This is a genomic window from Microvirgula aerodenitrificans DSM 15089 (genome assembly GCF_000620105.1).
Taxonomy (GTDB): Bacteria; Pseudomonadota; Gammaproteobacteria; order Burkholderiales; family Aquaspirillaceae; genus Microvirgula; species Microvirgula aerodenitrificans.
This window is the reverse complement of record NZ_JHVK01000016.1, coordinates 69022-95404: the sequence shown is the minus strand read 5'-3', so window position 1 is coordinate 95404 and position 26383 is coordinate 69022. Positions and strand designations below refer to the sequence as shown.

General features: G+C 66.3%; 26 protein-coding genes. 15 read left to right on the top strand and 11 right to left on the bottom strand.

Annotated elements, in window-relative coordinates; translation table 11 throughout:
• The first annotated feature begins 212 nt into the window (after positions 1–212).
• Positions 213–584: a hypothetical protein gene (locus Q352_RS23450; RefSeq protein ID WP_156952554.1), complete on the top strand. Its 372-nt coding sequence runs from the start codon at positions 213–215 to the stop codon at positions 582–584.
• Positions 581–1432, top strand: a complete 852-nt coding sequence (locus Q352_RS23445) for a hypothetical protein (protein WP_156952553.1) — start codon at positions 581–583, stop codon at positions 1430–1432. The genes Q352_RS23450 and Q352_RS23445 overlap by 4 nt, the downstream gene beginning before the upstream one ends.
• On the opposite strand, the gene Q352_RS0113505 is transcribed toward Q352_RS23445, so the two are convergent.
• The 4 genes from Q352_RS0113505 to glcD are packed head-to-tail and all read right to left on the bottom strand — an operon-like array spanning position 1374 to position 5645.
• Positions 1374–1781: a heme-binding protein gene (locus tag Q352_RS0113505; RefSeq protein WP_028499802.1), complete on the bottom strand. Its 408-nt coding sequence runs from the start codon at positions 1779–1781 to the stop codon at positions 1374–1376. The genes Q352_RS23445 and Q352_RS0113505 overlap by 59 nt on opposite strands.
• Before the next feature lie 47 nt (positions 1782–1828).
• Positions 1829–3046 carry a glycolate oxidase subunit GlcF gene (glcF, locus tag Q352_RS0113500; protein ID WP_028499801.1) on the bottom strand — a complete coding sequence of 406 codons (1218 nt, stop codon included), beginning with the start codon at positions 3044–3046 and terminating at the stop codon, positions 1829–1831.
• Positions 3047–3060: 14 nt separating this feature from the next.
• The gene (gene glcE / locus Q352_RS0113495) at positions 3061–4125 is read right to left on the bottom strand and encodes a glycolate oxidase subunit GlcE (RefSeq protein ID WP_028499800.1); all 1065 of its coding nucleotides are present in this window, start codon (positions 4123–4125) and stop codon (positions 3061–3063) included.
• 20 nt (positions 4126–4145) lie between these two features.
• Entirely contained in the window at positions 4146–5645 is a 1500-nt protein-coding gene (glcD, locus tag Q352_RS0113490) for a glycolate oxidase subunit GlcD (RefSeq protein ID WP_028499799.1), read from the bottom strand.
• 323 nt (positions 5646–5968) lie between these two features.
• Between glcD and glcC the strand changes: the two genes are divergently transcribed.
• Positions 5969–6760 carry a transcriptional regulator GlcC gene (gene glcC, locus Q352_RS0113485; protein ID WP_028499798.1) on the top strand — a complete coding sequence of 264 codons (792 nt, stop codon included), beginning with the start codon at positions 5969–5971 and terminating at the stop codon, positions 6758–6760.
• 3 nt (positions 6761–6763) lie between these two features.
• Here glcC and Q352_RS0113480 read toward each other — a convergent pair whose 3' ends face one another.
• Positions 6764–7570 carry a cysteine hydrolase family protein gene (locus tag Q352_RS0113480; RefSeq protein WP_028499797.1) on the bottom strand — a complete coding sequence of 269 codons (807 nt, stop codon included), beginning with the start codon at positions 7568–7570 and terminating at the stop codon, positions 6764–6766.
• A gap of 229 nt (positions 7571–7799) precedes the next feature.
• Between Q352_RS0113480 and Q352_RS21145 the strand changes: the two genes are divergently transcribed.
• A complete protein-coding gene (locus tag Q352_RS21145; RefSeq protein ID WP_051528957.1) occupies positions 7800–9440 on the top strand; it encodes a methyl-accepting chemotaxis protein in 1641 nt (546 codons plus the stop codon).
• Positions 9441–9513: 73 nt separating this feature from the next.
• Positions 9514–9900, top strand: coding sequence for a rhodanese-like domain-containing protein (locus Q352_RS0113470; protein WP_199489802.1), 387 nt, complete (start codon positions 9514–9516; stop codon positions 9898–9900).
• On the opposite strand, the gene Q352_RS0113465 is transcribed toward Q352_RS0113470, so the two are convergent.
• Positions 9897–10700, bottom strand: coding sequence for an AraC family transcriptional regulator (locus Q352_RS0113465; RefSeq protein WP_028499795.1), 804 nt, complete (start codon positions 10698–10700; stop codon positions 9897–9899). The two genes, Q352_RS0113470 and Q352_RS0113465, sit on opposite strands and share 4 nt — an antisense overlap.
• 81 nt (positions 10701–10781) lie before the next feature.
• On the opposite strand from Q352_RS0113465, the gene panB reads away from it, so the two are divergent.
• The gene (panB, locus tag Q352_RS0113460; RefSeq protein ID WP_028499794.1) at positions 10782–11633 is read left to right on the top strand and encodes a 3-methyl-2-oxobutanoate hydroxymethyltransferase; all 852 of its coding nucleotides are present in this window, start codon (positions 10782–10784) and stop codon (positions 11631–11633) included.
• Here the strand turns inward: panB and Q352_RS0113455 are convergent.
• Positions 11606–12289 (bottom strand): TetR/AcrR family transcriptional regulator, encoded by a 684-nt coding sequence (locus Q352_RS0113455; RefSeq protein WP_028499793.1) that lies wholly within the window; start codon positions 12287–12289, stop codon positions 11606–11608. The two genes, panB and Q352_RS0113455, sit on opposite strands and share 28 nt — an antisense overlap.
• Positions 12290–12352: 63 nt before the next feature.
• On the opposite strand from Q352_RS0113455, the gene Q352_RS0113450 reads away from it, so the two are divergent.
• The 9 genes from Q352_RS0113450 to Q352_RS0113410 are packed head-to-tail and all read left to right on the top strand — an operon-like array spanning position 12353 to position 21506.
• Positions 12353–13402, top strand: coding sequence for an HlyD family secretion protein (locus Q352_RS0113450; protein ID WP_234412972.1), 1050 nt, complete (start codon positions 12353–12355; stop codon positions 13400–13402).
• A complete protein-coding gene (locus Q352_RS0113445; RefSeq protein ID WP_028499791.1) occupies positions 13399–15153 on the top strand; it encodes an ATP-binding cassette domain-containing protein in 1755 nt (584 codons plus the stop codon). The genes Q352_RS0113450 and Q352_RS0113445 overlap by 4 nt, the downstream gene beginning before the upstream one ends.
• On the top strand, positions 15150–16289 hold the full coding sequence (locus Q352_RS0113440) for an ABC transporter permease (protein ID WP_028499790.1): 1140 nt from the start codon (positions 15150–15152) through the stop codon (positions 16287–16289). The genes Q352_RS0113445 and Q352_RS0113440 overlap by 4 nt, the downstream gene beginning before the upstream one ends.
• Positions 16290–16292: 3 nt before the next feature.
• Complete coding sequence (locus Q352_RS0113435; RefSeq protein ID WP_028499789.1) at positions 16293–17411, top strand: ABC transporter permease; 1119 nt, start codon at positions 16293–16295, stop codon at positions 17409–17411.
• Positions 17408–18886, top strand: coding sequence for an efflux transporter outer membrane subunit (locus tag Q352_RS0113430; RefSeq protein WP_156952552.1), 1479 nt, complete (start codon positions 17408–17410; stop codon positions 18884–18886). Before Q352_RS0113435 ends, Q352_RS0113430 begins: the two co-directional genes overlap by 4 nt.
• A gap of 57 nt (positions 18887–18943) precedes the next feature.
• Positions 18944–19588 carry a helix-turn-helix transcriptional regulator gene (locus Q352_RS0113425; RefSeq protein ID WP_028499787.1) on the top strand — a complete coding sequence of 215 codons (645 nt, stop codon included), beginning with the start codon at positions 18944–18946 and terminating at the stop codon, positions 19586–19588.
• A complete protein-coding gene (locus Q352_RS0113420) occupies positions 19585–20556 on the top strand; it encodes a threo-3-hydroxy-L-aspartate ammonia-lyase (protein WP_028499786.1) in 972 nt (323 codons plus the stop codon). The genes Q352_RS0113425 and Q352_RS0113420 overlap by 4 nt, the downstream gene beginning before the upstream one ends.
• Complete coding sequence (locus Q352_RS0113415; protein ID WP_028499785.1) at positions 20553–20936, top strand: RidA family protein; 384 nt, start codon at positions 20553–20555, stop codon at positions 20934–20936. The genes Q352_RS0113420 and Q352_RS0113415 overlap by 4 nt, the downstream gene beginning before the upstream one ends.
• Positions 20937–20996: 60 nt before the next feature.
• Positions 20997–21506, top strand: coding sequence for a ClbS/DfsB family four-helix bundle protein (locus Q352_RS0113410; RefSeq protein WP_028499784.1), 510 nt, complete (start codon positions 20997–20999; stop codon positions 21504–21506).
• A 348-nt stretch (positions 21507–21854) separates the two neighbouring features.
• Here the strand turns inward: Q352_RS0113410 and Q352_RS21140 are convergent, their stop codons facing one another.
• The 4 genes from Q352_RS21140 to Q352_RS21130 are packed head-to-tail and all read right to left on the bottom strand — an operon-like array spanning position 21855 to position 26284.
• Positions 21855–22757, bottom strand: a complete 903-nt coding sequence (locus tag Q352_RS21140) for an ABC transporter substrate-binding protein (protein ID WP_084300181.1) — start codon at positions 22755–22757, stop codon at positions 21855–21857.
• Complete coding sequence (gene fhuF, locus Q352_RS0113400) at positions 22723–23496, bottom strand: siderophore-iron reductase FhuF (RefSeq protein ID WP_084300179.1); 774 nt, start codon at positions 23494–23496, stop codon at positions 22723–22725. The genes Q352_RS21140 and fhuF overlap by 35 nt, the downstream gene beginning before the upstream one ends.
• A complete protein-coding gene (locus tag Q352_RS21135) occupies positions 23493–25481 on the bottom strand; it encodes an iron ABC transporter permease (RefSeq protein ID WP_051528955.1) in 1989 nt (662 codons plus the stop codon). Before Q352_RS21135 ends, fhuF begins: the two co-directional genes overlap by 4 nt.
• On the bottom strand, positions 25469–26284 hold the full coding sequence (locus Q352_RS21130; protein WP_051528954.1) for an ABC transporter ATP-binding protein: 816 nt from the start codon (positions 26282–26284) through the stop codon (positions 25469–25471). Before Q352_RS21130 ends, Q352_RS21135 begins: the two co-directional genes overlap by 13 nt.
• Between the last annotated feature and the right edge of the window lie 99 nt (positions 26285–26383).

Sequence of the window (26383 nt, the reverse complement as noted above, 5' to 3'; positions counted from 1 at the left end):
TGCCACCGGCCTGGCACTACCAGCAGGCCAGTAACCTGAGTCAGTCGCTACCGATGGTGGTGGTCGCAGCAGGTCCGGAAGTACTGGCCGGGCTGACGGTCAGGAAAATGACCATCGGCGCGATGCTGGGAGGCTGATTTGATACTGCCGGGCAGCTGTTCGGGGGGCAGCTTTACCGCGGTGGGCAGGCGGCGGCGGCCTTGACCGGTGCTGTGGCCTATCCGTTCCGTGGGGTGTCGCTGTGGCGTGATGCCGTGATAGGGGCGGGGGTGGGTGGGGTGAATACGGTAGCGGTGAATGGGATGTATGGGGAGGGGAAGGATGTGGTGAAAGGGGCGATGGTTGGGGCGATGTTTTATGGTGGTGGATATGTACTGGGAGCTGTTAGTTTTTCGGTAATTAAGTCGAAGCTTCCTGCCCGTATTGGTGGTGAACCTCTTAATCCATACGTTCCAGCTCTGTTTCAGAATTTTGGAAAGCCAAATCCGTGCCCCGAATTTATTTCTGGCGTAATTAGGGATTCATTTGGTGGAATTCCATCTGTGCTGCCTATGCCTTTCGCGGATGAAGGGAATAGTCCATGAAGAAAAAAATGAGCAAAGGTGAAAATTATACTCGCGGAAAAATATGGGATATTTTTACCTATGCGGGAATTTTACGAACTCTTGCAGGAATTATTGTTTTTTGGGCTTTTGGATGGAATATTGATGAATTATTCATGCGTGCGTATTGTTTTTTTAACAAGGAACTAGTTGTAGATCCTGCGGATATTGCATGGCATAAATTTGTCATATCAATGATGTGTGGAATGGCCGGGTCAATAATTTTTGCGCAATTAATAATTGTTTATATCAAGAGAAAAAATCCTGCTGTTACTACCGATACCTTATGGGACGAATGGGAACTGCACCAGCAATGGAAACAGCGCCAGCAAGCAGAAGCGAAGCGATGGAAGAAAAGAATAAAGATCGAGCTTCACGAGCCGGAAGAAGAACCCGCCCCACCTGCAGTGCCGGCCGAACCGGTGGACGTCCCGATCAGCAGCGAGCATGAAATCCGGTTGCCGGGCATGGATGAGGGGGTAATGCGTGAAACCGGGGCCTTGCCCATGCGCCTGGAGGTGCCTGCCGGGCAGGATGCGACAGCAAGCCCGAAACTGGTCGGTCATTACCATTCCGGGACTAACCGGATCGTGCTGGCACGAAAACATCAAGGCCGAGCTTCAAGCAAGGGATGGCATCGGGGTGGGCAGTGCCGTGGCGCAGGAAAGAGTCCGGTTGCCGCAGGACGAAAAAAAGGCCCGCGAGGGGTGCGGGCCAAAAGAAATACGACAGACCGGAGTCGGTCGTATTGCCGGAAGAAGGGTAAAGAACTCAGCTGGCCAGGGCGGCGATGCCGGCCATGGCGATCTGGGCATCCTGATTGGACTTGACGCCGGAAACGCCGACAGCGCCGATGGTCTGTCCACCGACAATGACCGGGACGCCGCCTTCGAGCGTGCCCTGCAGCACCGGTGCGGACAGGAACGAGGTCCGGCCGCCATTGATCATTTCTTCGTACACTCTGGATTCGCGCCGGCCGAGTGCGGCGGTGCGGGCTTTTTCGGTGGCGATATAGGCGCTGACCGGTGCGCAGTCATCGAGGCGCAGCAGGCCCAGCGGGTGACCGCCGTCGTCGACGATGGCGATGGTGACGGCCCAGTTGTTGGCTTCCGCTTCCCTGCGTGCGGCGGCGAGGATGAGGTCGATTTCGGTGCTGGTCAGTACGGCTTTGCTTTGCATGGGGTTTCTCCTGTTGCCACCGCGCGGGGCGACGGTGGGCGGGTGGGTCAGACGAGGGCTTCCTCGACCAGTTCGATCCAGTGGCGGACCGGTGTGCGGCCAGCGCTGTCGAGATGGGTCTGGCAGCCGATGTTTGCGGTCACGATGACTTCGGGGCCACCGCTTTCCAGTGCGTCGAGCTTGTCGTCGCGCAGGCGCCGCGACAGTTCCGGCTGGGTAAACGAGTAGGTGCCGGCCGAGCCGCAGCACAGGTGTCCGTTCGGAACGGCCGTCAGTTCAAAGCCGAGCCGGGTCAGCACGCTTTCGACCGCGCCGCCGAGTTTTTGCGCGTGCTGCAGCGTACAGGGGCAGTGGAATGCCAGCCGCTTGTCGGCACGGATATCCAGTTTTTCCAGCGCTTCGTCGCGCAGCACTTCGACCAGATCACGGGCCAGTTCGCTGACCCGCGCTGCCCTGGCGGCATAGGCCGGGTCGGCGGCCAGCAGATGGCCGTATTCCTTGACGAAGGCGCCACAGCCGCTGGCGGTCTGCACGATGGCTTCCGCACCCTGCTCGATGGCCGGCCACCAGGCGTCGATATTGCGCCGCGCCCGGTCAAGCCCGGCCTGCTGGGCATTCATGTGGTAGTCGACTGCGCCGCAGCAGCCGGCCTGCGGTGCCGGGATGACGCTGATGCCGAGCCGGTCGAGTACCCGCGCGGTGGCGGCATTGCTGTTCGGCGACAGATTGGGCTGCACGCAGCCTTCCAGCATCAATACCTGACGCGCATGGCGCGTTGCTGGCCGGGGCTTGGCCGGGCGAACGCGAGCCGGGACTTTCAGCTTCAGCGAGGGCGGCAGCAACGGGTGTAGTGCCTGCGCGGTTTTCAGCGCGGCACCGAACAGTGCCGGCCGGGTCAGCAGGGCGCGCAGGGCGCCACGCTGGAGCCGCTCGCCCAGTGGCCGGTACAGCCGGCGTTCGACTTCGGCACGGCCGATATCCAGCAGCGAGTGATAGGTCACGCCGGACGGACAGGTGGTTTCGCAATTGCGGCAGCTCAGGCAGCGGTCGAGATGGAGGCGGGTTTTTGCGGTGACTTCGCCGCCCTCCAGCATCTGCTTGATCAGGTAGATACGGCCGCGCGGGCCATCCAGCTCGTCGCCGAGGATCTGGTAGGTCGGACAGGTCGCATTGCAGAAACCGCAATGCACGCAGGTGCGCAGGATGTCTTCCGCCTCGGCGCCACGCGGCAGGGCGAGGGCGGCAGCGTTCAACTGGGTTTGCATCAGCTTCGTCCCGATTACAGCCCGGCGTACAGCCGGCCAGGGTTGAAGATCCCGTGCGGGTCCATTTGTGCCTTCAACTGGCGGTGGTAGCGCATCAGTACCGGCGCCAGCGGCTGGAACGGTTGCTCGCAGCCGGCGTGGTAACAGGTGGCGTGGCCGCCGTGCATGGCGGCGAATGCCTGCAGCGTGCCGGCGTCGGCATCACTGAGCAGCCAGCGCTGGGAGCCGCCCCAGTCGGCCAGTACGTCGCTGGGCAAGGGTAGTGGCGGCGTATTCGGCGGCAGCGACAGGCGCCACAGCGGGCGGGCGTCGACAAAGAACGGCAGCCGGCGCTCGCGCAGCTCGGCCCAGTAGCCGCCATCGAGCGTGTCGCCGCCAATGCGGAGGCGGGAGGCTTCGACCATGGCTTCGCCCCCTTCCAGCCGTACCGACAGCGCATGGCCGTCATGGCTGGCGCCGGTGACCGGCAGTGCCTGGCGCCCCCATTCGGCCAGCTTTTGCAGTGCGTCAGCGAATGTGACTTCCAGTCGCAGGCTGTGGCTGCACTGCGGCTTCGGCAGTACTTTCAGCGAGACTTCGGTCAGCAGGCCCAGGCAGCCGAAGCTGCCGGCCAGCAGGCGGGACAGATCGTAGCCGGCGACATTCTTCATCACCTCGCCGCCGAAGCGCAGGTGGGTGCCGCGGCCGGTAATCAGCCGCGTGCCGAGCACGAAATCGCGCACGGCGCCGGACCACGGGCGGCGCGGGCCGGACAGGCCACTGGCGACCATGCCGCCGACGGTGGCGGCGCCATTACCGGATGGCGGTTCGCAGCCGAGCATCTGTCCGGCATCGTCGAGCGCCGCCTGCAGCACGCTCAGCGGCGTGCCGGCGCGGGCAGTGATGACCAGTTCGGTCGGGTCATAGCTGACGATGCCGCTGTGGCTGCGGGTGTCGAGGACCACGCCGTCGACGGCGCGGCCAAGAAAATCCTTGCTGCCGCCGCCGCGCGGGCGAAGCGGCGTGTGGCTGGCGATCGCTGCCTGCACTTGCGCCAGCAGGTCGGCGCTGTTGTCCGCCGATTGAAAACCTTGTTGCATGATCTCTCCTGAATGCGCGCTCAGAACCGGTCCAGCTCGGGGAACGGCAGTTTCCCGTGATGGACGTGCATCGCACCGAATTCGGCGCAGCGATGCAGGGACGGAATGTTCTTGCCGGGGTTCAGCAGGCGGTCGGGGTCGAAGGCCGCCTTGACCGCGTGGAACATCTCCAGCTCGTCGCTGTTGAACTGGGCACACATCTGGTTGATCTTTTCGCGGCCGACACCGTGCTCGCCGGTGATGCTGCCGCCAACCGCGACGCACAGTTCCAGGATTTCGCCGCCAAGGGCCTCGGCGCGTTCCATTTCGCCGGGCAGGTTGGCATCGAACAGGATCAGCGGGTGCATGTTGCCGTCGCCGGCATGGAACACATTGGCGACGCGCAGCCCGTGTTTTTCCGACAGCGCGGCAATGCCCTTCAGCACTTTCGGCAGCTCGCGGCGCGGAATGGTGCCGTCCATGCAGTAGTAGTCGGGCGAGATGCGGCCGACCGCCGGGAAGGCGTTCTTGCGTCCGGCCCAGAACCGTTGCCGTTCGGCCTCGTCACGCGCCTGGCGAACATCGGTCGCGCCGGCGGCGCGGACGATATGGCTGACCCGTTCGCAGTCGGCGTGCACGTCGGCCTCGGCGCCATCGAGTTCGCACAACAGGATGGCTTCGGCATCGACCGGGTAACCGGCGTGAATAAAGTCTTCGGCGGCCCGGATCGACAGGTTGTCCATCATTTCCAGCCCGCCGGGGATGATGCCGGCGGCAATGATGTCGCCGACCGCGCGGCCTGCCTTGTCGACGTCGTCGAAGCTGGCCAGCAGGACCTTGGCCATCTGCGGTTTCGGCAGCAGTTTGACGGTGATCTCCACCGCCACGCCGAGCATGCCTTCCGAGCCGGTATACAGCGCCAGCAGGTCGAAGCCGGGGCTGTCCAGGGCATCGCTGCCGAGCGTCATGCGCTCGCCCTCGATGGTCAGCATGTCGACCTTCATGACATTGTGCACGGTCAGCCCGTATTTCAGGCAGTGCACGCCACCGGCGTTTTCGGCGACATTGCCGCCGATCGAACAGGCGATCTGCGACGACGGGTCCGGCGCGTAGTACAGGCCGTAAGGGGCCGCGGCCTCGGAAATGGCCAGGTTGCGCACGCCGGGTTCCAGCCGGGCAACACGGGCATCCGGATCGACCGACAGCACGCGCTTGAAGCGTGCCATGACCAGCAGCACGCCCTTTTCCAGCGGCATGGCGCCGCCGGACAGACCGGTGCCGGCCCCGCGGGCGACAACCGGCACCTGCCGCGCATGACACAGCCGCAGCAGGGTTTGCACCTGGTCGATCGTTTCGGGCAGGATGACCAGCAGCGGCGTGGCGCGATAGGCGGACAGGCCGTCGCACTCGTAGGGCTTGAGGTCTTCCGCATCGGACAGCACCTCGACGTCGGGCAGCACCCGGCGCAGTTCTTCCAGCAACGCGGCCTTGTCGACATCCGGCAGGACGCCGTCGACACGTTCGTCGTAGAAAATGCTCATAGTTCCCCTCTGTTTCTCAAGCGACCCCGGCAAAGGCCCGCTGACGTCGCAATGGCGTGACGGTGGGGCTCCGACTGCGGGGTGATGCAGCGCGGGCTGACTGTTTTTTTGTCCCGCGGCCGCTTCCGCATGACGAAAGCAACGACTTTATCTTGGTGTCTTTCCCGGTGAACGTCCATGCTAAAATCAACTGGTCATACCAGTTTGTGCACTGCAAGACATGACGATTCCTTCTGTTTCCTTTTTGTGATCAGCACCATGCGCAATATCCCCGATCCCCGTTTCCCGTGCTCTGCAGCTGGTCATACCAGTTGGAGCTGCGCATGACCGCCGCCGGTCCGGGCCGCTCCCGGCAACTGGCCGACGTCGTTGCCGAACGCATAGAACGCATGATCCTGGACGGGGTGCTGAAGCCCGGCCAGCCACTGCTGTCCGAGCGGCGCATGTGCGAGAAACTCGGCGTGTCGCGTACTGCCCTGCGCGAAGGCCTGAAAGTGCTGCGCGGGCGCGGCATCATCGAGACCGCGCATGGCAAGGGCTCGCAGGTCAGCGCCATGGCGCCGGACGGCAGCGGCAATCCGCTGATGCACTTGTACAGCGCGCATCCGCGCACCCTGTACGATCTGCTGGAGGTCCGGGCGCTGCTGGAAGGCGAGTCGGCGCGGCTGGCCGCCCTGCGCGGCACCGAGGCCGACTTCATCCTGATCAGCCGCCGCTATCAGGCATTGATCGATGCACAGCGGCTCGGGGTGGATGCCGAAGCGCATGCGCGCGTCGACCATGCCTTTCACCTGGCGATCTGCGAGGCATCGCACAATCCGGTACTGGTACAGACGCTGCGTTCGCTGACCGACCTGCTGCTGAGTTCGGTATTCGCCTCGCTGAGCAATCTGTACCACCGCGCCGAGCGCAAGCGACAGCTGGACCGCCAGCATGCGCGGCTGCATCACGCCGTCACCAGCCGCCTGCCGGAGCAGGCGCGCCGCGCCGCCATCGAACACCTGACCAGCATCAGCGACAACCTGCGCGAGATCGAGCAGGAAGAACAGCGGCTGGTGAGGGCGACCATGCGCCTGGAAGGGCTGGATGCGCTCGACCCGCCCGCCGACGATTGAAGCTCAGGCTGCCTGGCGCTGAACCCTGTCGCTGCGTTCCACCCGCATGCCGCGCGCGACCATCTCGTCGACAAACTCCCGGCCCAGCGCTTCGAAACCGGCGACCGGGCTGCTGCAGTCATCAAGCAACAGCAGGCGGGATGCGTCGCCGAGCGCGTCGGCCAGATCGCGTACGGTGCTGGCCACGCAGTGCGACAGCGCCTGCCCGGCGATCAGCACGGTGTCGGCCCCGGCCAGGCGGGCGATCCAGGCCGGATCGGGACGGGTGCCCGGATCGGCCGGGTCGGGCACTTCGGCGCACAGCGCCGAGTAATGTTCGGTGCCCGGATTCATGCCCTTGAACACATAGTCGACCGTGCGCAGTGTCTGCCGGCCCCACGCCTGCAGCGCCGTGGCGCAGCCGGCATGCAGCTGGTGGCCCCAGCCACCGATCAGGCAGTGCTCGGGCCAGATCACCAGTGCATGGCGGGCGCGGGTGGCCAGCGCGCGGACGTAGTCGACGCTGTGCGCCTGCTGCTGCGGGTCGCGCGCGCGCCAGAGGCCGGATTCGACATCCCCGACCGTGATGAGCGTGAATGGCGCCGGTGCTTCGCCGTCCGCATTGCACCACCAGACCGGGTGGGCGATATCCACGGGCTGATGCGAATCCAGCGTGACATGGATCCGGTCGAGGCGCGCCCCGAGCCGGCCGACCAGCGCGGCCACGCGCGTCAGGTCGGCATCGGCACCGGTCACCGGCAGGGCCGCACCGGGCAGGTCGCAGAAATCATTTTGGGGATCGATCAGCAGCAGATGCAGGCCAGTGGACACGACAGCGGACTCCGGAAGGGCGGGGCGGGAATGCCGGTCCGCAGCATCCCACTTTTTCGGCCTTCGACCAAGATCTCCCGGTCCTGCTGTCTGGCCTGTCCTGAATGGCGCCCTGCCGGAATATGTAATTTATATATGGAATATACAATCTGAATTTATAGATATTCTGGCGTATGGGGCACGCCATGTCATTGCCGTACCATTCATGGCTGAATGATCCGGAATACAAATGATGAATATGAATGATGCCATGACCGTCAGGCAGAAACTGCTGACAGGCTTTGGACTGGTATTGCTGCTGCAACTGCTGATGGCAGTATTCGCCATGAACAAAATGTCGGCGGTACAGCAGAATCTTGAAAATATTCTTGATGCGCGATATTCAAAAATAGTGCTGGTGAATGGCGTAATCAAAACCTCGCTTGAGAATACCCGCCTGATTCGCGATATTCTGCTCGCCAGTGAAAGCACCGGGCGTGAAACCGTCATCGGGCAGATGGCGGCCAACCGCAAAAAGAATACCGACACCCTGAATACGCTGGGTGCGTCGCTGAATCTGGTCAAGGGCAAGGCGCTGTTCGCCGACATTGTCACCGCACATGATCAGCTGCTGTCGCACTACGATCGTTTCAATGCCCTGGTGCAGGCCGGGCAGATGGCGGACGCCGCCCGTTTCCTGCGCGAGCAGATCGTGCCCGACAACCGGTTGCTGATGGCACGGCTGGACACCATGGCGGCATTCCAGGAATCGCTGATGGCCGGGGCCAGGGCCGAAGCCGACGCCAGCTACGGGCAGGCGCGAATCGTCATGGCCGTGCTCAGTGCGCTGGGCCTGATGCTGGGCGCGGCGGTGGCGCTGCTGCTGTCGGTGCGCATCGGCCGTTCACTGGGGAGGGCGGTCGTGACCGCCAACCGGATTGCCGACGGCGACCTGGCCGCAACAGGCGGGCACGCAGTCCATGCCGGGCGCGATGAAGTCAGCCAGTTGCTGGCAGCGCTGGAAACCATGCGTGCCCGGCTGTCCGCCGCGCTGCATGACATCCGCCACAACGCCGGCGCGGTAGCGGACTCGGCTGCGCAGCTGTCCGGCATGTCCGGCCAGGTGGCAGCCAGCGCGCAGCGTCAGGCCGATTCGACCTCGTCCACGGCAGCGACGCTGGAGCAACTGACCGTCAGCATCAGTCATGTGGCGGACAGCGCCGGCGAGGCATCGCGGCAGGCGTCGCAGGCCGGCCGCCTGGCCGGACAGGGCGGCAGCGATGCGCTGGCCTCGGCCGAGCGCATGCGGACCGTCAGCAGCAGCGTGCAGGACACCGCCGGCGAGATGGACAGCCTGACCGGTGAAGTGCAGGCCATCGGCAATATCGTGACCGTGATTCGCGATGTGGCCGACCAGACCAATCTGCTGGCACTGAACGCCGCGATCGAAGCCGCCCGTGCCGGCGAGGCCGGGCGCGGTTTTGCCGTGGTGGCGGATGAGGTGCGCAAGCTGGCCGAGCGCACCACGCTGTCGGCACAGGAGATCACCCGCATGATTGCCTCGATCCAGCAGAATGCCGGCCGGGTGGTGGACAGCATGGCGCAGAGCCGGCAGCACGTGGCTGCCGTGACCGAGAGCGCCGACAAGAGCGGCGAGGCCATGGTTCAGGTCCGGGACAGCGCCAGCGAGGTGCTGGCGGCGATCAGCAGCATCAACCATGCGCTGGACGAGCAGCGCGGCGCCAGCCAGGGCCTGGCCCGCAGCATGGAACAGGTGGCACAGATGGCCGGTGAAAACAGCGCGACGGTCGAGGAACTGGCCCGGACCTCCGACGGACTGCGGGGATTGTCACAGGGCCTGCAGGGGGTGGTGGCGCGATTCCGGCTGTAAGGGGCGGATTTTTCTTGCGCAAAACATATTATATTTATTAATGTAATGTATTTGCCCCTCCAGGAGACCCCCCATGCTGAAAACCGCCCACGATCTGGTGCAGGAAGCCCGCAAGTCCGTCGACGAGCAGGCGCCGGAGGCTGTCCGTCAGCGGATGGCAGACGCGGATACGCTGGTCATCGACGTTCGCGAGCCGGATGAATATGGTCAGGGTCATCTGCCCGGCGCCATCAGCATCCCGCGCGGCATGCTCGAATTCCGGATTTCCAGCGAGCCGGCGCTGCAGCGCACCGAACGGCCGCTGGTGGTGTACTGCAAGACTGGCGGACGGGCCGCACTGGCCACCGTCAGTCTGCAGAGCATGGGGTTCGGGCAGGTCGTGTCGCTGGCCGGCGGCTATGAGGCGTGGCTGGCTGCCGGACTGCCGATCGACAAGCCGGCCGACATCGCCTTCGATTAACGGCGAGTGGCGTTGCGATCGAAAAAGGCACCCGGCGTGCTGCCGTGAAAACGGCGGAATGCCGCGATAAAGGCCGACAGCGAAGCATAGCCGAGCTCGGCGGCCACGGTGGTGACCGGCGTGCCGGCCTCCAGCCGCGGCAGGGCGGCCAGCATGCGCAATGACAGCCGCCATTCGCTGAAAGTCAGCCGGGTTTCATCGCGAAAGCGTCGCGCCAGCGTGCGGCGGGTCGCGCCGACCCGCTGACCCCAGGCCTCCAGCGTGCGGTCGTTGCCCGGGTCGGCCTGCAGCGCCAGCGCAATGCGCAGCAGCCGCGGATCGCCGGGCATCGGCAGGCACAGCGGCGCGGCCGGCAGGCGGGCAATCTGGTCGAGAATCACTGCCACCAGCCGGCCGTCGGCACTGTCGGGCCGGTAGTCGGCCGGCAGCGTCCGCGTTTCGTGCAGCAGCGCCCGCAGCAGCGGCGTGACTACCGGCGCCTTGCAGTCCGGGCCCGGGCCTTCAAGCGCGCCCGGATCCAGATACAGGCTGTGAAAGGCGATGCGGCCATGGGTGGTCACCCCGTGCGCCATGCCGGGCGGAATCCAGATCGCGTGTTGCGGCGGCACCATGTGCCGTCCGAGCGGGGTATGCACGCACAGCACGCCGGCACTGGCATGCATGAACTGCGCCCATGGATGGCTGTGCATCGCCACCTCGCTGTCGGCCGGAATCTCGAACGCGCGCACATACAGCGGCCGTGGCAGGCCACCCAGCTCCGGCACCCGGTAGTGATTCGGTGTCTGTCCCGTCAGCAGCATAGGCTGTCCCCGCTCCGCAAGTTCATGCATGGCGGCGATGATAGCGTGATGGCCGTCATTCACAAGCCAAGGGATTTCGCCATGAGTACACCCGCCCGTGTTACCCGCATCGGGGTGCCGCAGATCCGCCAGCGCAAGGGCGCCGGCAGCCTGGTGTCGCTGACTGCCTATTCGGCGCCGATGGCGCGGCAGGTCGATCCGCATGCCGACCTGATCCTGGTCGGCGACTCGCTGGGCATGGTGCTGTACGGCATGCCCAGCACCCTGGCGGTCACGCTGGAGATGATGATTGCCCACGGGCAGGCGGTCATGCGCGGCGCGCAGCGTGCCTGCGTGGTGATCGACCTGCCGTTCGCGTCCTACCTGGCCTCGCCGGCCGATGCGTTTCGCGCCGCGTCCCGGCTGCTGATCGAGACCGGCGCCCAGGCGGTCAAGCTCGAGGGCGGGGTGGAAATGGCCGGGACGGTTGCCTTCCTGACCGCACGCGGCATTCCGGTGATGGGCCATGTCGGCCTGATGCCGCAGCAGGTCAACACCATGGGCGGCTTCAGGGCGCAGGGCATGACACCGGAGGCGGCAGCGCAGGTCGAGCGCGATGCGCTGGCGATCGAGGCGGCCGGTGCGTTCGCGCTGGTGATCGAGGGGACGGCCGAGCCGCTGGCGCGCCGGCTGACCGGCCTGCTGGCGATTCCGGCCATCGGCATCGGTGCGTCACCGGCCTGCGATGGTCAGGTGCTGGTTACCGAGGACATGCTTGGCCTGTTCGACGACTACACGCCGAAGTTTGTTCGCCGCTATGCGGAACTGAATCCGCTGATCGACGCCGCCGTGGCCCGCTTCGCCGATGAGGTGCGTCGTGGTCTCTTTCCGGCCAGCGAGCACTGCTTTCATGGCCGCAAGCCGGCTCACGACGCCGACGCCCGTCCGGCATAAGCGGCCGCCACGGCGGAAAGGCCGGACAGCGCATAGGTCTTCAGGTGCTGGCGCAGCGCGTCCGGGTCGCGCCAGATATCGGTCAGCATCCGGCCGAGCACCTGGCGGTCGGCGAGCAGCAGCATGGCCAGCGGCGCAAAGAAGTTCAACTGGCAGCAGGCCAGTGCCGGTTCCTGCTCCGGGATGCCGGTAAAGTCGCTCAGCATCCGTCGCAGCAGGGTGGCTTTCGGCAGCGCTTCCTGCTGCAGGGCGGCCAGCAGGGTCGCCGACGGGCCGAGCATCTCGCGGACATAGATGCGCAGATGCCAGCCGCCGTCGACCGCGCCGAGAATGAAAGCGTCGATCACGCCGCCGAGCTTGTCGGCCGGCGAGGCATCGCTGGCGGCGATCGCCGACAGCGTGTCGCGGCTGATCAGACGCCGGTGCACTTCCACCAGAACGGCCTGGTACAGGCCTTCCTTGCCGCCGAAATGGTAGTTCACCGCCGCCATATTGGTTTCGGCGCGTGCGCAGATGGCCTTGCTGGTGGCGTGCTCGTAGCCCAGCTCGGCGAAAATGTCGCCGGCGACGTCGAGAATGCGCTGGCGCGTGGCGTCGCCGTCGGCACGCGCCTTGCGGCCTGGCGCGCCGGGGACGTTCGGATCGCTTGTTTTCATCCCATAATCTTACCGTAGCGCGACGGCTTGTCATAAATTAGAATTCAAATTAGAATTTAAATTATGAAGACGCCATGGACCGCCATGGCGGCGTATCGGGAGCGGGTCGGGATGAACGGGAAACTGAAGATCGCTGTGGCCGGGCTGGTGCTGGCCGGCCTTGCCGGCAGCATCTGGTGGCTGGTGCGGCCGTCGCCGGACAACGGCGTACTGACGCTGTACGGCAATGTGGATGTCCGCCAGGTGTCGCTGGCTTTCAATGCCAGCGAACGGGTGGCGACACTGACCGTGCGCGAAGGCGACCGGGTTCGCCGCGGGCAGTTGCTGGGCACACTCGATACCCGTGGGGCGACACTGGAACTGGCGCAGGCCGAGGCGCGGCAGGCAGCGTCAAAACAGGTGCTGCGCCGGCTGAAGACCGGCAGCCGCCCGGAGGAACTCGCCCAGGCGCGTGCCGCGCTGGCCTCGGCGCAGGCCGAGGATGACGATGCCGGCCAGCAGCTGGCACGGCTGAACAGCGTGCATGCCGCGACCGCCGGCAAGGCCGTCAGCCAGCAGGATCTGGATGCAGCCATTGCCCGCCGGCAGCGGGCCCGGGCGGCGCGGATCACGGCCGACAAGGCGCTGGCGCTGGCCGTCAGCGGACCGCGCGACGAGGACATTGCCGAAGCCGATGCCCAGCTGCGGGCGGCGCAGGCGCAGACGGCGCTGCTGCGCTACCGGCTGGAGCAGGCGCAACTGACCGCGCCGGTCGATGGCGTAGTGCGCAGCCGGCTGCTGGAACCGGGTGACATGGCGTCGCCGCAGCGGCCGGCCTATGCGCTGGCGCTGACCGACCCGAAGTGGGTGCGCGCCTATGTCGGCGAAGTCGATCTCGGTCGCCTGCGTCCCGGCATGCGCGCCATGGTCAGTACCGACAGCCATCCGGACCAGCGCCTGCCGGGCAAGGTCGGCTATATCTCGTCGGTGGCGGAATTCACGCCGAAGACCGTGCAGACCGACGAGCTGCGCACCAGCCTGGTCTACGAAGTCCGCATTCTGGTCGACGACAGCCGCGACCGGCTGCGGCTCGGCATGCCGGCCACGGTTCGTCTGACGCCGGATGCACCATGAGTACGCTGGCGCTGGACGCCCGCGGGCTGGGCAAGCGCTTCGCCGTCAAGCCGTCCGGCCGGATGCTGGATGCGCTTGCCGACGTGACGCTGTCGATCGAGCCGGGCACGCTGACCGCACTGGTCGGCCCGGATGGCGCCGGCAAGACCACCCTGCTGCGGCTGGCGGCCGGTCTGCTGCGCGCGGACAGCGGCAGCCTCCGCGTACTCGGCATCGACGCCGCGCAGGACCCGCAGGCGATCCAGAACCGGATCAGCTATATGCCACAGCGCTTCGGTCTGTATGACGACCTCAGCGTGCAGGAAAACCTCGATCTGTATGCCGATCTGCACGGCGTGCCCCTGGCGGCACGGCGCGAGCGCTATGCGCGGCTGATGACCATGACCGACCTCGGCCGCTTTACCGCCCGCCCGGCCGGCAAGCTGTCCGGCGGGATGAAACAGAAACTCGGGCTGGCCTGCACCCTGGTCCGCTCGCCGGAACTGCTGCTGCTCGACGAGCCGACGGTCGGGGTCGATCCGCTGTCGCGGCGCGAGCTGTGGGACATCGTCCGCCAACTGGTGGATGACGAGCAGCTCAGCGTACTGGTCAGCACCGCCTATCTGGACGAGGCCGAACGCTGTGCGCGGGTATTCGTGCTGCATGACGGCCGGCTGCTGGCGCAGGGCGATCCGGCCAGCCTGCGCGACCGCGCCAGCGGGCGGGTTTTTGCGGTCACGCCGCCGGCTGGTCAGCCGGCCCGGCTGCTGCAGGCGCAACTGCTCGATCACGCCGTGGCCGTGGCCGATGCCGTACCGCAGGGCGGGCGGGTCCGTTTTGTCCGCGATGGCGATGGAGCGGACCCGGCGCTGTCGGCGCTGCTGGACGGGCTGGCGGTCGACGCGCTGCCTCCGCGGCTGGAGGACGGTTTCATGCTGCTGCTGCGCGAGCGCCGCGTCATGCCGGCCCCGACGACACCGCTCGCCGTGTCTGCCCCCGCGCCAGTCAGTGACGACGCGACGGTCATTGAAGTTCGGGATCTGGTGCGTCGCTTCGGCGATTTCACTGCCGTGGCCAGCACCAGCTTCTCGGTTCGCCGCGGCGAAATTTTCGGTCTGCTTGGCCCGAATGGCGCCGGCAAGACCACGACCTTCCGCATGCTGTGCGGACTGCTGCCGGCCAGCAGTGGCAGCCTGCGGGTGGCCGGGGTTGACCTGCGCCGCGCACGGGCGGCTGCCCGGCGGCGCATTGGCTATGTGGCGCAGAAGTTCGCGCTGTACGCCAATCTGTCGGTGCGGGAAAACCTGGAATTCTTTGGTCATGCCTACGGGCTGCATGGCACGACCCTGCACGAACGCATCGCCACGGTGGCGGCGCAATTCGACCTGGCCGAGGTGATGGACAGTGCCAGTGGCCAGTTGCCGGGCGGGTTCCGCCAGCGGCTGGCGATGGCGACCGGGCTGCTGCACGAACCGGACATCCTGTTTCTGGATGAACCGACCAGTGGTGCCGATCCGGGCGCGCGGCGCGCCTTCTGGCGGCGGATCACCGCACTGGCCGCTGCCGGCACCACCATTATCGTCACCACCCACTTCATGGAAGAGGCCGAGTACTGCGATCGCATCGTGATCCAGGACGCCGGCAAGCTGCTGGCGATCGGCACGCCGGGCGAGGTGCGCGGCCAGGCCGGCATCGCCGGCGACCCCGGCGCCGGCATGGAGGCGGCCTTTATCGGCATCGTCGAAACAGCACGGGAACGGGGGGCGCGATGATCGGCGACGGACGCTTTGCCGCCCGGCTGCGGGCACTGATCCGCAAGGAATTCCGCCAGTTGCTGCGCGACAGGAGCAATCTGGCCATCGGCATCCTGCTGCCGATGCTGCTGATCCTGATCTTCGGCTACGGACTGTCGCTGGACGTGCGCAACGCGCCGCTGGCCGTGGTGCTGGAAGATCCGTCGCCGGCCGCCACCGAGGCGGTGGCCGGGCTGCGGCTGTCGCCATTCCTGTCGGCGGTGATGCTGACCTCGATGCAGGATGCCGAACGGCTGATGCGGGCGCGCAAGGTCGATGCCATCGTCCGCGTGCCGGTGGATTTTTCCCGCCGGCTGGCCGATGGCAATGCGCGCATCCAGATTCTGCTGCATGGCGCCGACGCCAATCGTGCCAGCAGCATCCAGCGCTATATCACCAGTGCGCTCGGCCAGTGGGCGCTGACGCGGGCCGACCGCGCCGGCCCGGCCGGCAGCGGCAACCGGGTGGGCGGGGTGACCATGGAGACGCGACTGTGGTTCAACGCCGCCAATACCAGCACCTGGTATCTGGTACCGGGTCTGATCGTGCTGATCATGACCCTGGTCGGCGCCTTTCTGACCGCGCTGGTCATGGCGCGCGAATGGGAGCGCGGCACGCTGGAGGCGCTGTTCGTGTCGCCGGTGCGGCCGATCGAAATCCTGCTGGCCAAGGTGGTGCCGTATTTCACCATCGGCCTGGTCGGGCTGGTGCTGTGCCTGCTGGCCGCACGCTTCCTGTTTGCGGTGCCGATGTACGGTTCGCTGCTGGTGCTGCTGTTCGCGTCGATGCTTTACCTGCTGGTCGCCGTTGCCGTCGGCCTGCTGATTTCGGCGGTGACGCGCAACCAGTTTCTGGCCAGCCAGGTGGCGCTGGTCGCCAGCTTCCTGCCGTCGATGATGCTGTCCGGCTTTCTGTTCGACCTGCGCAATGTACCGCCGGTCATCCGCATCATCGGCCAGGCGCTGCCGGCCACCTATTTCATGGAACTGATCCGTGCCCTGTTCCTGGCCGGGGATGTCTGGCCGCTGATCTTCAGGAACTGCGCCATCCTCGCCGTCTACGCCGTGGTCCTGCTGGCCCTGGCGCGTGCGGTCACCCACAAGCGACTGGACTGAATCATGCTGGAACGCCTGCGTTGCATCCTGGCGCTGTGTCGCAAGGAACTGCTGACCATTCTCAAGGACCCCGCCAACCGGGTGATCCTGTTCGTCCCGGCACTGTTGCAGAGCGTGCTGTTCGGCTATGCCGCCACCTACGATCTGATCCATGTGCCGTATGCGCTGCTCGATCAGAGCCGCAGCGCGGCATCGGCCGAACTGGTTGCCCATCTCGATGGCACCGGCGTGTTTCACCGCATCGAAACCCTGCGTACCCGGGCCGACATCAGCCGCGTGATCGACAGTGGGCCGGCGTTGCTGGTGATCAGCATCGGCCCGCGCTTTGCCACGCAGCTGGAAGCCGGCGAAGCAGCGCCGCTGCAACTGGTGCTCGATGCGCGCAACTCGAACACCGCCGGTTCGGCGGCCGGCTTCGTCAATGCCGTGGTCGAGCGCTTCAACGCCGACTGGCGGGAACGGCACGGCGCCGCGCCGCTGCCGCTGCAGATCGAGACCCGAGCCTGGTACAACCCGAATCTGGAAACGCGCTGGAACCTGATTCCCGGGCTGATCGCCGCGCTGAGCATGCTGCAGACGCTGATGCTGACCGCACTGTCGGTGGCGCGCGAGCGTGAGCAGGGCACCTTCGACCAGTTGCTGGTCACGCCGCTGACGCCGCTGGACATCATGATCGGCAAGTCACTGCCGCCGATCCTGGTCGGGCTGACCCAGTCGACGATCGTACTGTTCGTGGCGCTGTTCTGGTTCCGCATCCCGATGGCCGGCTCGCTGCTGACGCTGTATGCCGGGTTGCTGTGCTTTACCGTTGCCAGTGTCGGGATCGGCCTGTCGATTTCGGCTGTGTCGCTGAACATGCAGCAGGCGATGCTGTACACCTTTGTGCTGGTCATGCCGCTGATGCTGCTGTCCGGCCTGACCACGCCAATCAGCAATATGCCGGACGCGCTGCAACTGGCCACGCTGGCCAATCCGCTGCGCTTTGCCATCAACCTGGTGCAGCGCGTCTATCTGGAGGGCGTCGGTCTGCGCGAGGTGGCGCTCGACCTGCTGCCCCTGCTGGTGATTGCGGCGCTGACGCTGCCGCTGGCGGCATGGCTGTTCCGCCACCGGCTGTCATGACGAGAAAGACCCTGATGATGCGTACCCCGAACCCGATCGAACTGGCGCTGATCCTTGCCCTGGCCGGCTGCGCCGCTGGCCCCGATTATCACCGGCCGCAGATTCCGGCACCGGACGACTGGCGTGCATGGCGCAGTGGCGCCGATGCGCTGGCGGTGCCGGTGGTCGAAAGCTGGCTGGAGACGGACTGGTGGAAGCCGTTCGGCGACCCGCTGCTTGACCGGCTGGTCGAGCGCGCCCGTGCCGCCAGCCCGGACGTGCGCACCGCGGCGTTGCGCTTCGCCCAGAGCCGCGTTCAGCGCAGCACCGTGGCGGCACAGCGCGGGGTCCAGGTCGATGCCGTCGGCAGTCTCGATCGTCAGCGGCAGAGTGAGCATGCCGTCAGCACCCGGCTGATCGACGTGCTGTCGCCGGCGCGCCACGACGAACTGGTCGGCGTGCTCAGCGAACCGGTAACGGTGTACCAGGCCGGTTTCGATGCGTCGTGGGAGGCCGATCTGTGGGGACGGGTCGCCCGCCAGCTGGAGGCGGCCGATGCCCGCATCGCCGGATCGCGTGCCGAACTGCAGCAGGTCACGCTCAGTGTGACGGCCGAGGTGGTGCGCAACTATGTCGAACTGCGAGCGGCCCAGCAGCAGCAGCGGCTGGGCCGGGCGCGGGTGGCCGCCGCCGGCGAGGCGCTGCAACTGGCTCAGGCACGGGTGGCCGGCGGGCTGGACGACAGCGGGGTGGCCGAGCACCGCCGGGCACAACTGGCAGACGCCGAAGCCGCATTGCCGCCCTGGCTGGCGCGCGAGGCGCAGGCGATCAATCAGCTGACCCTGCTGCTCGGAGAGCGCCCCGGCGCCCTGCAGACCGAACTGGCCGACAACGGCCGCGGCCCCGGCGACTGGCCGCGCCCGGACCTCGCGCTCGGCGTGCCCTCGGCGCTGCTGCAGCGCCGCCCGGACATCGGTGCGGCCGAGGCACGGTTGCAGGCGGCCGTGGCCGAGGTCGGCGTGGCGGTGGCCGACCTGTATCCGCGGTTGACCATTGGTGCGCGCTTTGGTCTGGACTCCTATCAGGCCGGGCAGTTTGGCGACTGGGGCAGCCGCGAGTGGTCGATCGGGCCCAGCCTGACCCTGCCGCTGTTCGACCAGGGCCGCCGGCGCAGCACGATTACCCTGCGCAAGCTCGAACAGCAGGAAGCCGCTGTTGCCTACCAGCAGAGCGTGCTCGGTGCCTGGCACGATGTCGACCGTGCCCTGGCGCGCTATGCGGCGGAACAGCAGCGCCGCGTACAACTGGCCCGGACCGAGGCCGCCCGCCGCGACGAACTGACGCTGGCGCAGGCGCGGCAGACTGGCGGCATGACCGACTTCCTGACCGTGCTCGACGCACGCAGCGCGCAACTGCAGGCGCAGGGCGCCCGGGCGGACAGCGAGGCGCAACTGCTGCTGGATCTGGTGGCGGTTTACAAGAGTGTCGGGGTGTAGCAGGGCAATTTTCTTGTAGTGGTTGACGTTTTGTCATTAATGGACATAATGTCACTCATGCCCAATCTCCAAGAAAACCAGCTCCTGTTGCGCGAGGCGCGGAAAATCGTCGATGCGCTCGGGCAGACCTTTGCGCCGCTGGTCGAGGTCGTGCTGCACGACCTGACCCGGCCCGAACACGCGGTGGTGGCGATCGCCAACAACCTGTCCGGCCGCGAAGTCGGCGACGCGGCGACCGAACTCGGTCTGGCGCGGATCACCAATCCCGACTTCCCGGAAGTCATCCAGAACTACGCCAACCGCTTTCCCGATGGCCGTCCGGCCAAGAGCACATCGATCGGACTGAAGAACAGCGACGGCGAGTTCGTCGCCGCAATCTGCCTGAACATGGATGTGTCGATGCTGGGCGCCATGACCGCCGGGCTCGGCCAGCTGATCCGCACCGACACGCCGGCACCGGCGGTAAACGAATCGCTGGCGCCGCGCCGGGTCGAAGAAGTCCGCACCGTGCTCGAACGTTATGCCGCCGCCCGCAATACCACGCCGATGGGCCTGAATCTCGACCAGCGCCGCGATGCGATGCGCGAACTGGCTGCCAGCGGGCTGCTGGACCTGCGCCGCGCGCTGTCCGAAGTGGCGCAGACCCTCGGCGTCGCCCGTTCAACCGTCTATACCTATCTCCCCCAGGAAGACCGACCATGACCGCACTGCCCATTTTCTTTGCCGATGTTGTCGCTGCCCATGAACACATCCGTGGCGTCGCCCACCAGACCCCGGTGCTGACTTCGGCGACGGCCGATGCGCTGACCGGCGCCAAGCTGTTCTTCAAATGCGAGAACTTCCAGCGCATGGGGGCGTTCAAGTTCCGTGGCGCCTACAACGCCATCTCGCAGTTCACCCCGGAACAGAAGGCCAGCGGCGTGATCACGTTCTCGTCCGGCAACCATGCGCAGGCGATTGCCCTGTCGGCGCGGCTGCTTGGCGTCAGGGCAGTGATCGTGATGCCGGAGGATGCACCGGCAATCAAGGTCGAAGCCACGCGCGGCTATGGCGGCGAGGTGATCTTCTACAACCGCTATACCGAGGACCGCGAGGCCATCGGCAAGCAGCTGGCAGCCGAACGCGGCCTGACGCTGATTCCGCCGTACGACCATCCGCACGTGATGGCCGGGCAGGGCACGGCCGCCAGGGAACTGATCGAGCAGGCCGGCGAACTGGATCTGCTGCTGGTCTGCCTCGGCGGCGGCGGGTTGCTGTCCGGCTGCGCGGTGGCGGCAAAGGCGATGAACCCGGCCTGCAAGGTGATCGGGGTCGAGCCCGAGGCCGGCAATGACGGCCAGCGCAGCTTCCGCAGCGGCGAAATCGTCCATATCGACACGCCAAAGACCATCGCCGACGGTGCCCAGACCCAGCATCTTGGCAACTACACCTTCCCGGTCATTCGCGAGCTGGTCGATGACATTGTCACCGTCAGCGATGCGGAACTGGTCGATACCATGGCCTTCCTGGCCGGCCGGATGAAAGTGGTCGCCGAGCCGACCGGCTGCCTGGCCGCCGCCGCCGCGCTGCATGGCAAGGTCGATGTCGCCGGCAAGCGGGTCGGCATTATCGTGTCCGGCGGCAATGTTGACCTGCAGCGCTTTGCCGCGCTGATCCAGGGCCAGGCATGAGTGCGCCGCGCTTCGTCGATCCGGCGTCCATGGCGGCGCCCGGCGGGCATTACTCGCATGCGGTCTGCGCCGGCGGGCTGGTCTATGTGTCCGGCCAGTTGCCGATCACCGCCGATGGCCACAAGCTGACCGGCGCGCCCTTCGAGGCGCAGGCGCGCCAGGTGCTGGCCAATGTCGGGCAGGCGCTGCTCGCCTGCGGCAGCAGCCCGTCACGGCTGCTGCAGGTGCGCGTCTACCTGACCGACATCGACAACTGGCCACTGTTCAACCGCCTGTACGCGGCCTGGCTTGGTGAGCTGCGCCCGGCCCGCGCCGTTGTGCCGGTGCCGGTACTGCACCACGGACTGGCGGTCGAGATGGAGGCGGTCGCCCGGGCCTGAGCTTGCCGGCCCGCCGGCGGCAGGCGGATGATGGCCGCCCCGATTTGTGCGAAAGATGTCATGCCGATCCCCGCAAACCAGCGCGAACTGCTGGACGCGATACGAACCCGCTATGCGCAGCTCGATGCCGAGCTGCGCACGGTGCCGCCGGCGCAGGCCTTTGAGGCGACACTGGAAGGCCATGTGCAGGGCACGCTGATCAGCGTGGCCGACCTGGTGGCCTATCTGCTGGGCTGGAACCTGCTGGTGCTGAAGTGGTGTGCCGGCCGGGACGCCGGGCGGGCGGTGGATTTCCCCGATACCGGATTCAAGTGGAATGAACTCGGCCGGCTGGCACAGCGGTTCTATCGTGACCACGCCGCGCTGGATTTTCCGGCGCGGCGGGACGCGCTGGCCCACGCCCATGCCGATATCGTCGAGCGGGTCATGCGCGAAACCGACGCCTCGCTGTATGGCGAAGCGTGGTACGGCAAGTATCCGCTCGGACGGATGATCCAGCTCAATACCTCGTCGCCGTATGCCAATGCCCGGGCACGGCTGCGCAAGTGGAAGAAGGCCCGAGGTGTCTAGCCGGACCCGGAAGCGACGCACCGGGCTGGATGGATCGTCGCATTTGCCAACCTGCTTGCCATTTGGGGGCGAGCCGACAGCGACCGCTGTCACCCGGCAATCCCGCTCAGCCGACGCACGGTGGCCCCGTCCGCATCGAACGCATTCGTCCGCATCGCCGTCTTCGTCTCCGGTCCGGTTGTAGCGGATGGTGCGAACGGTGAGACAACGGTTGTCATGGACGATGACGGTCGGCGTGCCGGTGCAGCGCTGGGCAGTCGCGGGGTCGGCCTGCGTGATCATGGGGTCTCCTCCTGTTCCAGCCTGCTTTTTGACGCTATAAACCAGCCGGTTTCTTGCGGAATGTCACTATGGCCGGTCCGCATGCCCCCGACGCAGCAAGGCGGTGCTCAGTGCCCGCACCAGCCGGACCGTCGATACCGGTCCGCCAAATGGCCACAGACCGTCAGGCAGAACCAGCAGCCGTTCGTGCCGAACGGCGGGTGCCTGCTTCCATACCGGCGTCTGCGGGGGGGCGCCGCCGAGCAGGGCAAGGGTGACGTCCAGAACCAGCAGTTCCTCAACTGTTTTGACCGTGATTCCCTGCCGCGCGCGCTCGTGCAGCCACGGGCCGCCAAGGCCCAGTGCCTTCTGCACGCCACCCGGCACACTGTTGCCGGCGAAGGCCCACATCTGCGGCACACCGGCGATGTGCTGCAGGATGGCCAGTGGCTTGCCGGCCCAGCCCGCCGCAGCCAGTCGGTTCCGCTCTCTGGCGAGACAGTCGTCCAGTACTGTCAGCGCAAGCCCTGCGCGCGTTTCCAGACCCAGTGTCAGGGCAAGTTGACGATGGTCCTCGAATACGGCGGCGAGTCCTTCACGTTCACTGCTGGACAACATCAGGGTCGGAGCAATGCGCTCCAGCAGGGCTTTCAGCGATGCATGCCGGAAGTCGACTGCCACGATCAGGTCCGGGCGTAGCATGGCGATGGCTTCCAGCGATGGCTGTTGCCGATTGCCAACATTGATGGCAGTGGCGAGCCGTGCCTTTTCCACACCGACCCAGCGGCTGTAGCCGCCGGTATCGGCAACCCCTACCGGCGTGACGCCCAGCGCCAGGACCATTTCCGTAGCGTGATACTCGAGAGTGATCACCCGGGGCTGTCGATGCTGCAGGGGAGTGCGAGCCTGTGAAGGCAGCGCGGCCAGGGCCGTGGCGAACAGCAACCGGCGGCGGCTAATCCTGTCGCTGCCAGTGTTCAAGGAGGGCATGCAGTTCAGTCCGATCGAGATGCTCAAGGTGCGGGCAGCTGGCGCAATACACCATGCCGGGAATTTCGTGCCGCAGGCAGCACAGGCGGCGCAAGCGGGTCGGAGTTGTCCGGACCTCGGGCAGCAGTGGGGCGATATGGCGGACGGGATATCGCATCGGGTTGCGAAGCGTGTTTCCTGATCCGTCCGGCAGGAGCCAGTGCCCGGCTTCCAGCAGAAAGAGCCGGTCTGCTTCACTGGATGACGGCAGTCTGGAGAAAATTGCATCGAGCAGATTGCCGAGGTTGTTCCACAGCACGCGGGGTGCGAGCCGGCCGTGGCTGGCCAGTGCCGCGATCAGCGGGGCAAGGTGGTCAAACAGGAGTTCGCTCCAGCGGTCCGTGTCATCCTGCAGCGGTGCGCCGACATATGCATAACGGAAGGCGCAGGCCTCTCCATCCGGACCCATCCGCAGCGACAGTGCGCTGATCTCCTGCGGCAAGCGCCAGCCATGCTGCAGCAATGCCAGTTGCGGGATCAGCAGGCAGGCGAGGTACCGCTTCAGCCACTGGGAGACCAGCGCACGGCGCGGGGCGGTGGCATGCCTGGAGGCATAGCGCGCCATTGCTGCTGCAATGTTTTCCGGGTCTCGCAGCATACCAACCGCCATTTCACTGGCACCATCCGGTTCCAGTACTACGCAACGAGCGTAAGGGGCCAGCGGGCCGGTCAGCCAGCGACGAGGATCGGGCGGGCTCATGTTGCCTTCCGTGCATACATCAACTGGCAAAGAAAGACCGGTGCGCCGATCAAGGTGGTGATCAGACCGAACGGCAGATCCTGCGGTGCCAGCAGGGTGCGTCCGAGCAGGTCGGCCAGTCCGCACAGAATGGCCCCCAGCGACATGGCCAGCACCAGCCGCGGCCGATGCCGGCCAGCCCCCAGCCGGCGCGCCATGTGCGGCGCGACCAGTCCGACAAAACCCGCCGGGCCGGCGCAGGCGACGACCAGTCCGGCCAGCACGCAGGCGATGCCGAGCAGTCGCAGGCGGACCGATGAGACCGCCAGGCCAAGGCTGGTTGCGGTTTCGTCTCCGAGCTCCAGCAGGTCGAGTGCTCTCGCCTGGCGGTAGGCCAGCGGCAGCAGCGTCACGCAACCAGCGAGCAGCAGGCCGGCTTCGGCCCAGCCTCGACCATAGCTGCTGCCCACCAGCCAGGTCACGGCCTGGGCCGGTTGCAACTTCGACTGGGCAACAATCAGGGTGCCGAATGCGCTGCACAGGGTGGCCAGTGCCATGCCGCCGAGCGCCAGCTGCATCGGCGCCCATTGTTGTTTGCGGGTGACCCACAACAGGATGCTGAGCAGGCTGCCGACCCCGATCAGGGAAAAGGGCAGGCGGACATGCCATGCCGGATCCGGAAACCAGACCAGCGACAGCAATATCGCCAGTGCCGCACCCTGGCTCAGCCCGAGCAGTTCGGGACCGGCCAGCGGGTTGCGTACCACGCCCTGCAGCAGCACGCCGCTGGCTGCCAGCAGTGTCCCGGCCAGCATGGCTACGCCAACGCGCGGTCCGCGCAGATCGAACAACAGCCCGGCAAGGCTGGATGGGTTTCGCCAGCCGTCGAGCAACTGGTCCGGCGTCAGTTGCAGACCCAGCAGGGCAACCGGCGGCAGGATGGCCAGCGTAAGGAAGGATGCATGCGGAAACGGAGGGCGACTGTCCGGGAATCGTGTCGGCACGGGCAGTCCGGCGGACGCCTGCTTGCCGATCAGCCACAGCAGTAATGGCGTCCCGGCCACTGCCGTGGCGACGCCCAGCGGCAGCAGGCTGCGGCTGGTATCGCCGAGCCAGTCAGCGAGCGGATCTGCAAATGCAAGCAGTAGTGCCCCGGTCAGTCCGGCACCCGGCAGCAGCCGGGCCGGCTGGCTGATCCCGGCCAGGCGCAGCAGATTGGGCGCGAGCAGCCCGACCAGCCCCAGTGGTCCCGCCAGGGTCATGGCCACGGCTGAAAGTAGCGAGGCAATCAGCAACAGCCGGCGGCGGAGGCGATCGACGTTCAGCCCCACGCTGGCGGCACTGTCATCCCCGAGCGCCAGTAGTTGCAACTGGTTGCGGTTGCGCCAGGCCATGGCGGTGGCCAGCATGAACCAGGGCAGACCACCGGTCACACCCGTCCAGCCGGACTGAAACAGCGAGCCCGCACTCCACAGTGCAACCCCCGCCACGTGCTGATCGAACAGTACCAGTATCAGGCTGACCATGGCCGACAGCAGCAGTGACACCACGCTGCCGGCCAGTACGAGCGTCAGCGGATGGGCACGCCAGCCGCCAGCGATGACGAAGCAGAACAGCACGGCGAGCAGCGCACCGGCAAAAACCGTCGGTACGGTTGCCAGCGCCAGACTTGCGGGCAGCAGCACGGTGGCGATCAACCCCAGCTGGGCGCCTGCTGTGACGCCCAGCACGCCGGGGGATGCCAGGAAATTGCGAGAGAGTGCCTGAAGCAGACAACCCGCCATGCCCAGCGCTGCGCCCGCCATCAGCGTTGCCGCGACACGGGGGAGACGCAACTGACTGAAGGCGATCCACAGGGTGTCTCCGTCGACATGGCCGTTCAGCCAGGTCTGCAGCGTGATGCGGCCAGATGGCAGCGGTCCGGTCAGACTCAAGCCGATTGCGACCAGAAGGCCGCCCAGCAGCCATGTGAACGGATGGCTGCAACGAGTGCTCAGGGGACGCATGGTGGCTGTTCCGCCGGTGTGCTCATGCGCGGCAGGCAGACGGGCTGGCCGTCGATCAGGCCGGCGCACATGTCCACACCAAATACGGATGACAGCACTGCCGGTACGGCGAGGGTGGCCGGTGGACCCTCGGCATGCACGCGGCCATCGCGCATGAGCACCATGTGCTCGGAGAAGGCCGCAGCCTGATTCAGATCATGCAGCACCCAGAGTACGGTCAGACCGTGCTCGCGACTGAGCGCACGCATCCGCTGCAGGATTTCCATCTGGTGATGAACATCGAGAAAGGTCGTGGGCTCGTCGAGCAACAGCGTATGGCTTCCCTGTGCGAGCGCCATGGCGATCCGGGCGAGCTGGCGCTGCCCTCCCGACAGCCGTGACAGCGGCTGGTCACGCAGTGCAGTCAGGCCGCTGGCACTGATGGCCCACGAGATCCAGCGCTGGTTGCCGTCGCTGATCCTTTCCGTCAGCCCGGTATGGACGAACCGGCCGCAGGCAACCAGTTCGGCAACGGTCATGCTGGTGGGCAGCAGAGGAGATTGCCCCAGTATTGCCAGATGCCGTGCTCGTTCCTGTGCCGTCATCGCAGAAAGGAGCCGGTCGCCGAGCCAGACGCTGCCGGCCTGCGGCCTGATCAGGCCGGCCAGCGCCCTGAGCAACGTGCTCTTGCCACAACCGTTTGGGCCGCACAGCGCGCTGACCCGAGCATCGGGGAAAGCCAGGTCAATCTCCGACAGCACCTGCTTGCCAGCCAATGCCACGCTGAGTCGGGAGGCCCGGAGGGAACCGGGGATGGTGTTCATGTGTGGTCCTGCCCACGCTGGCTCCACGAGCCGGGAGCGGCCTCGCTGGCCCACTCGATGGGAAAGGGGGGGGCTGCCGTTGCATACCGCTCTTCACCG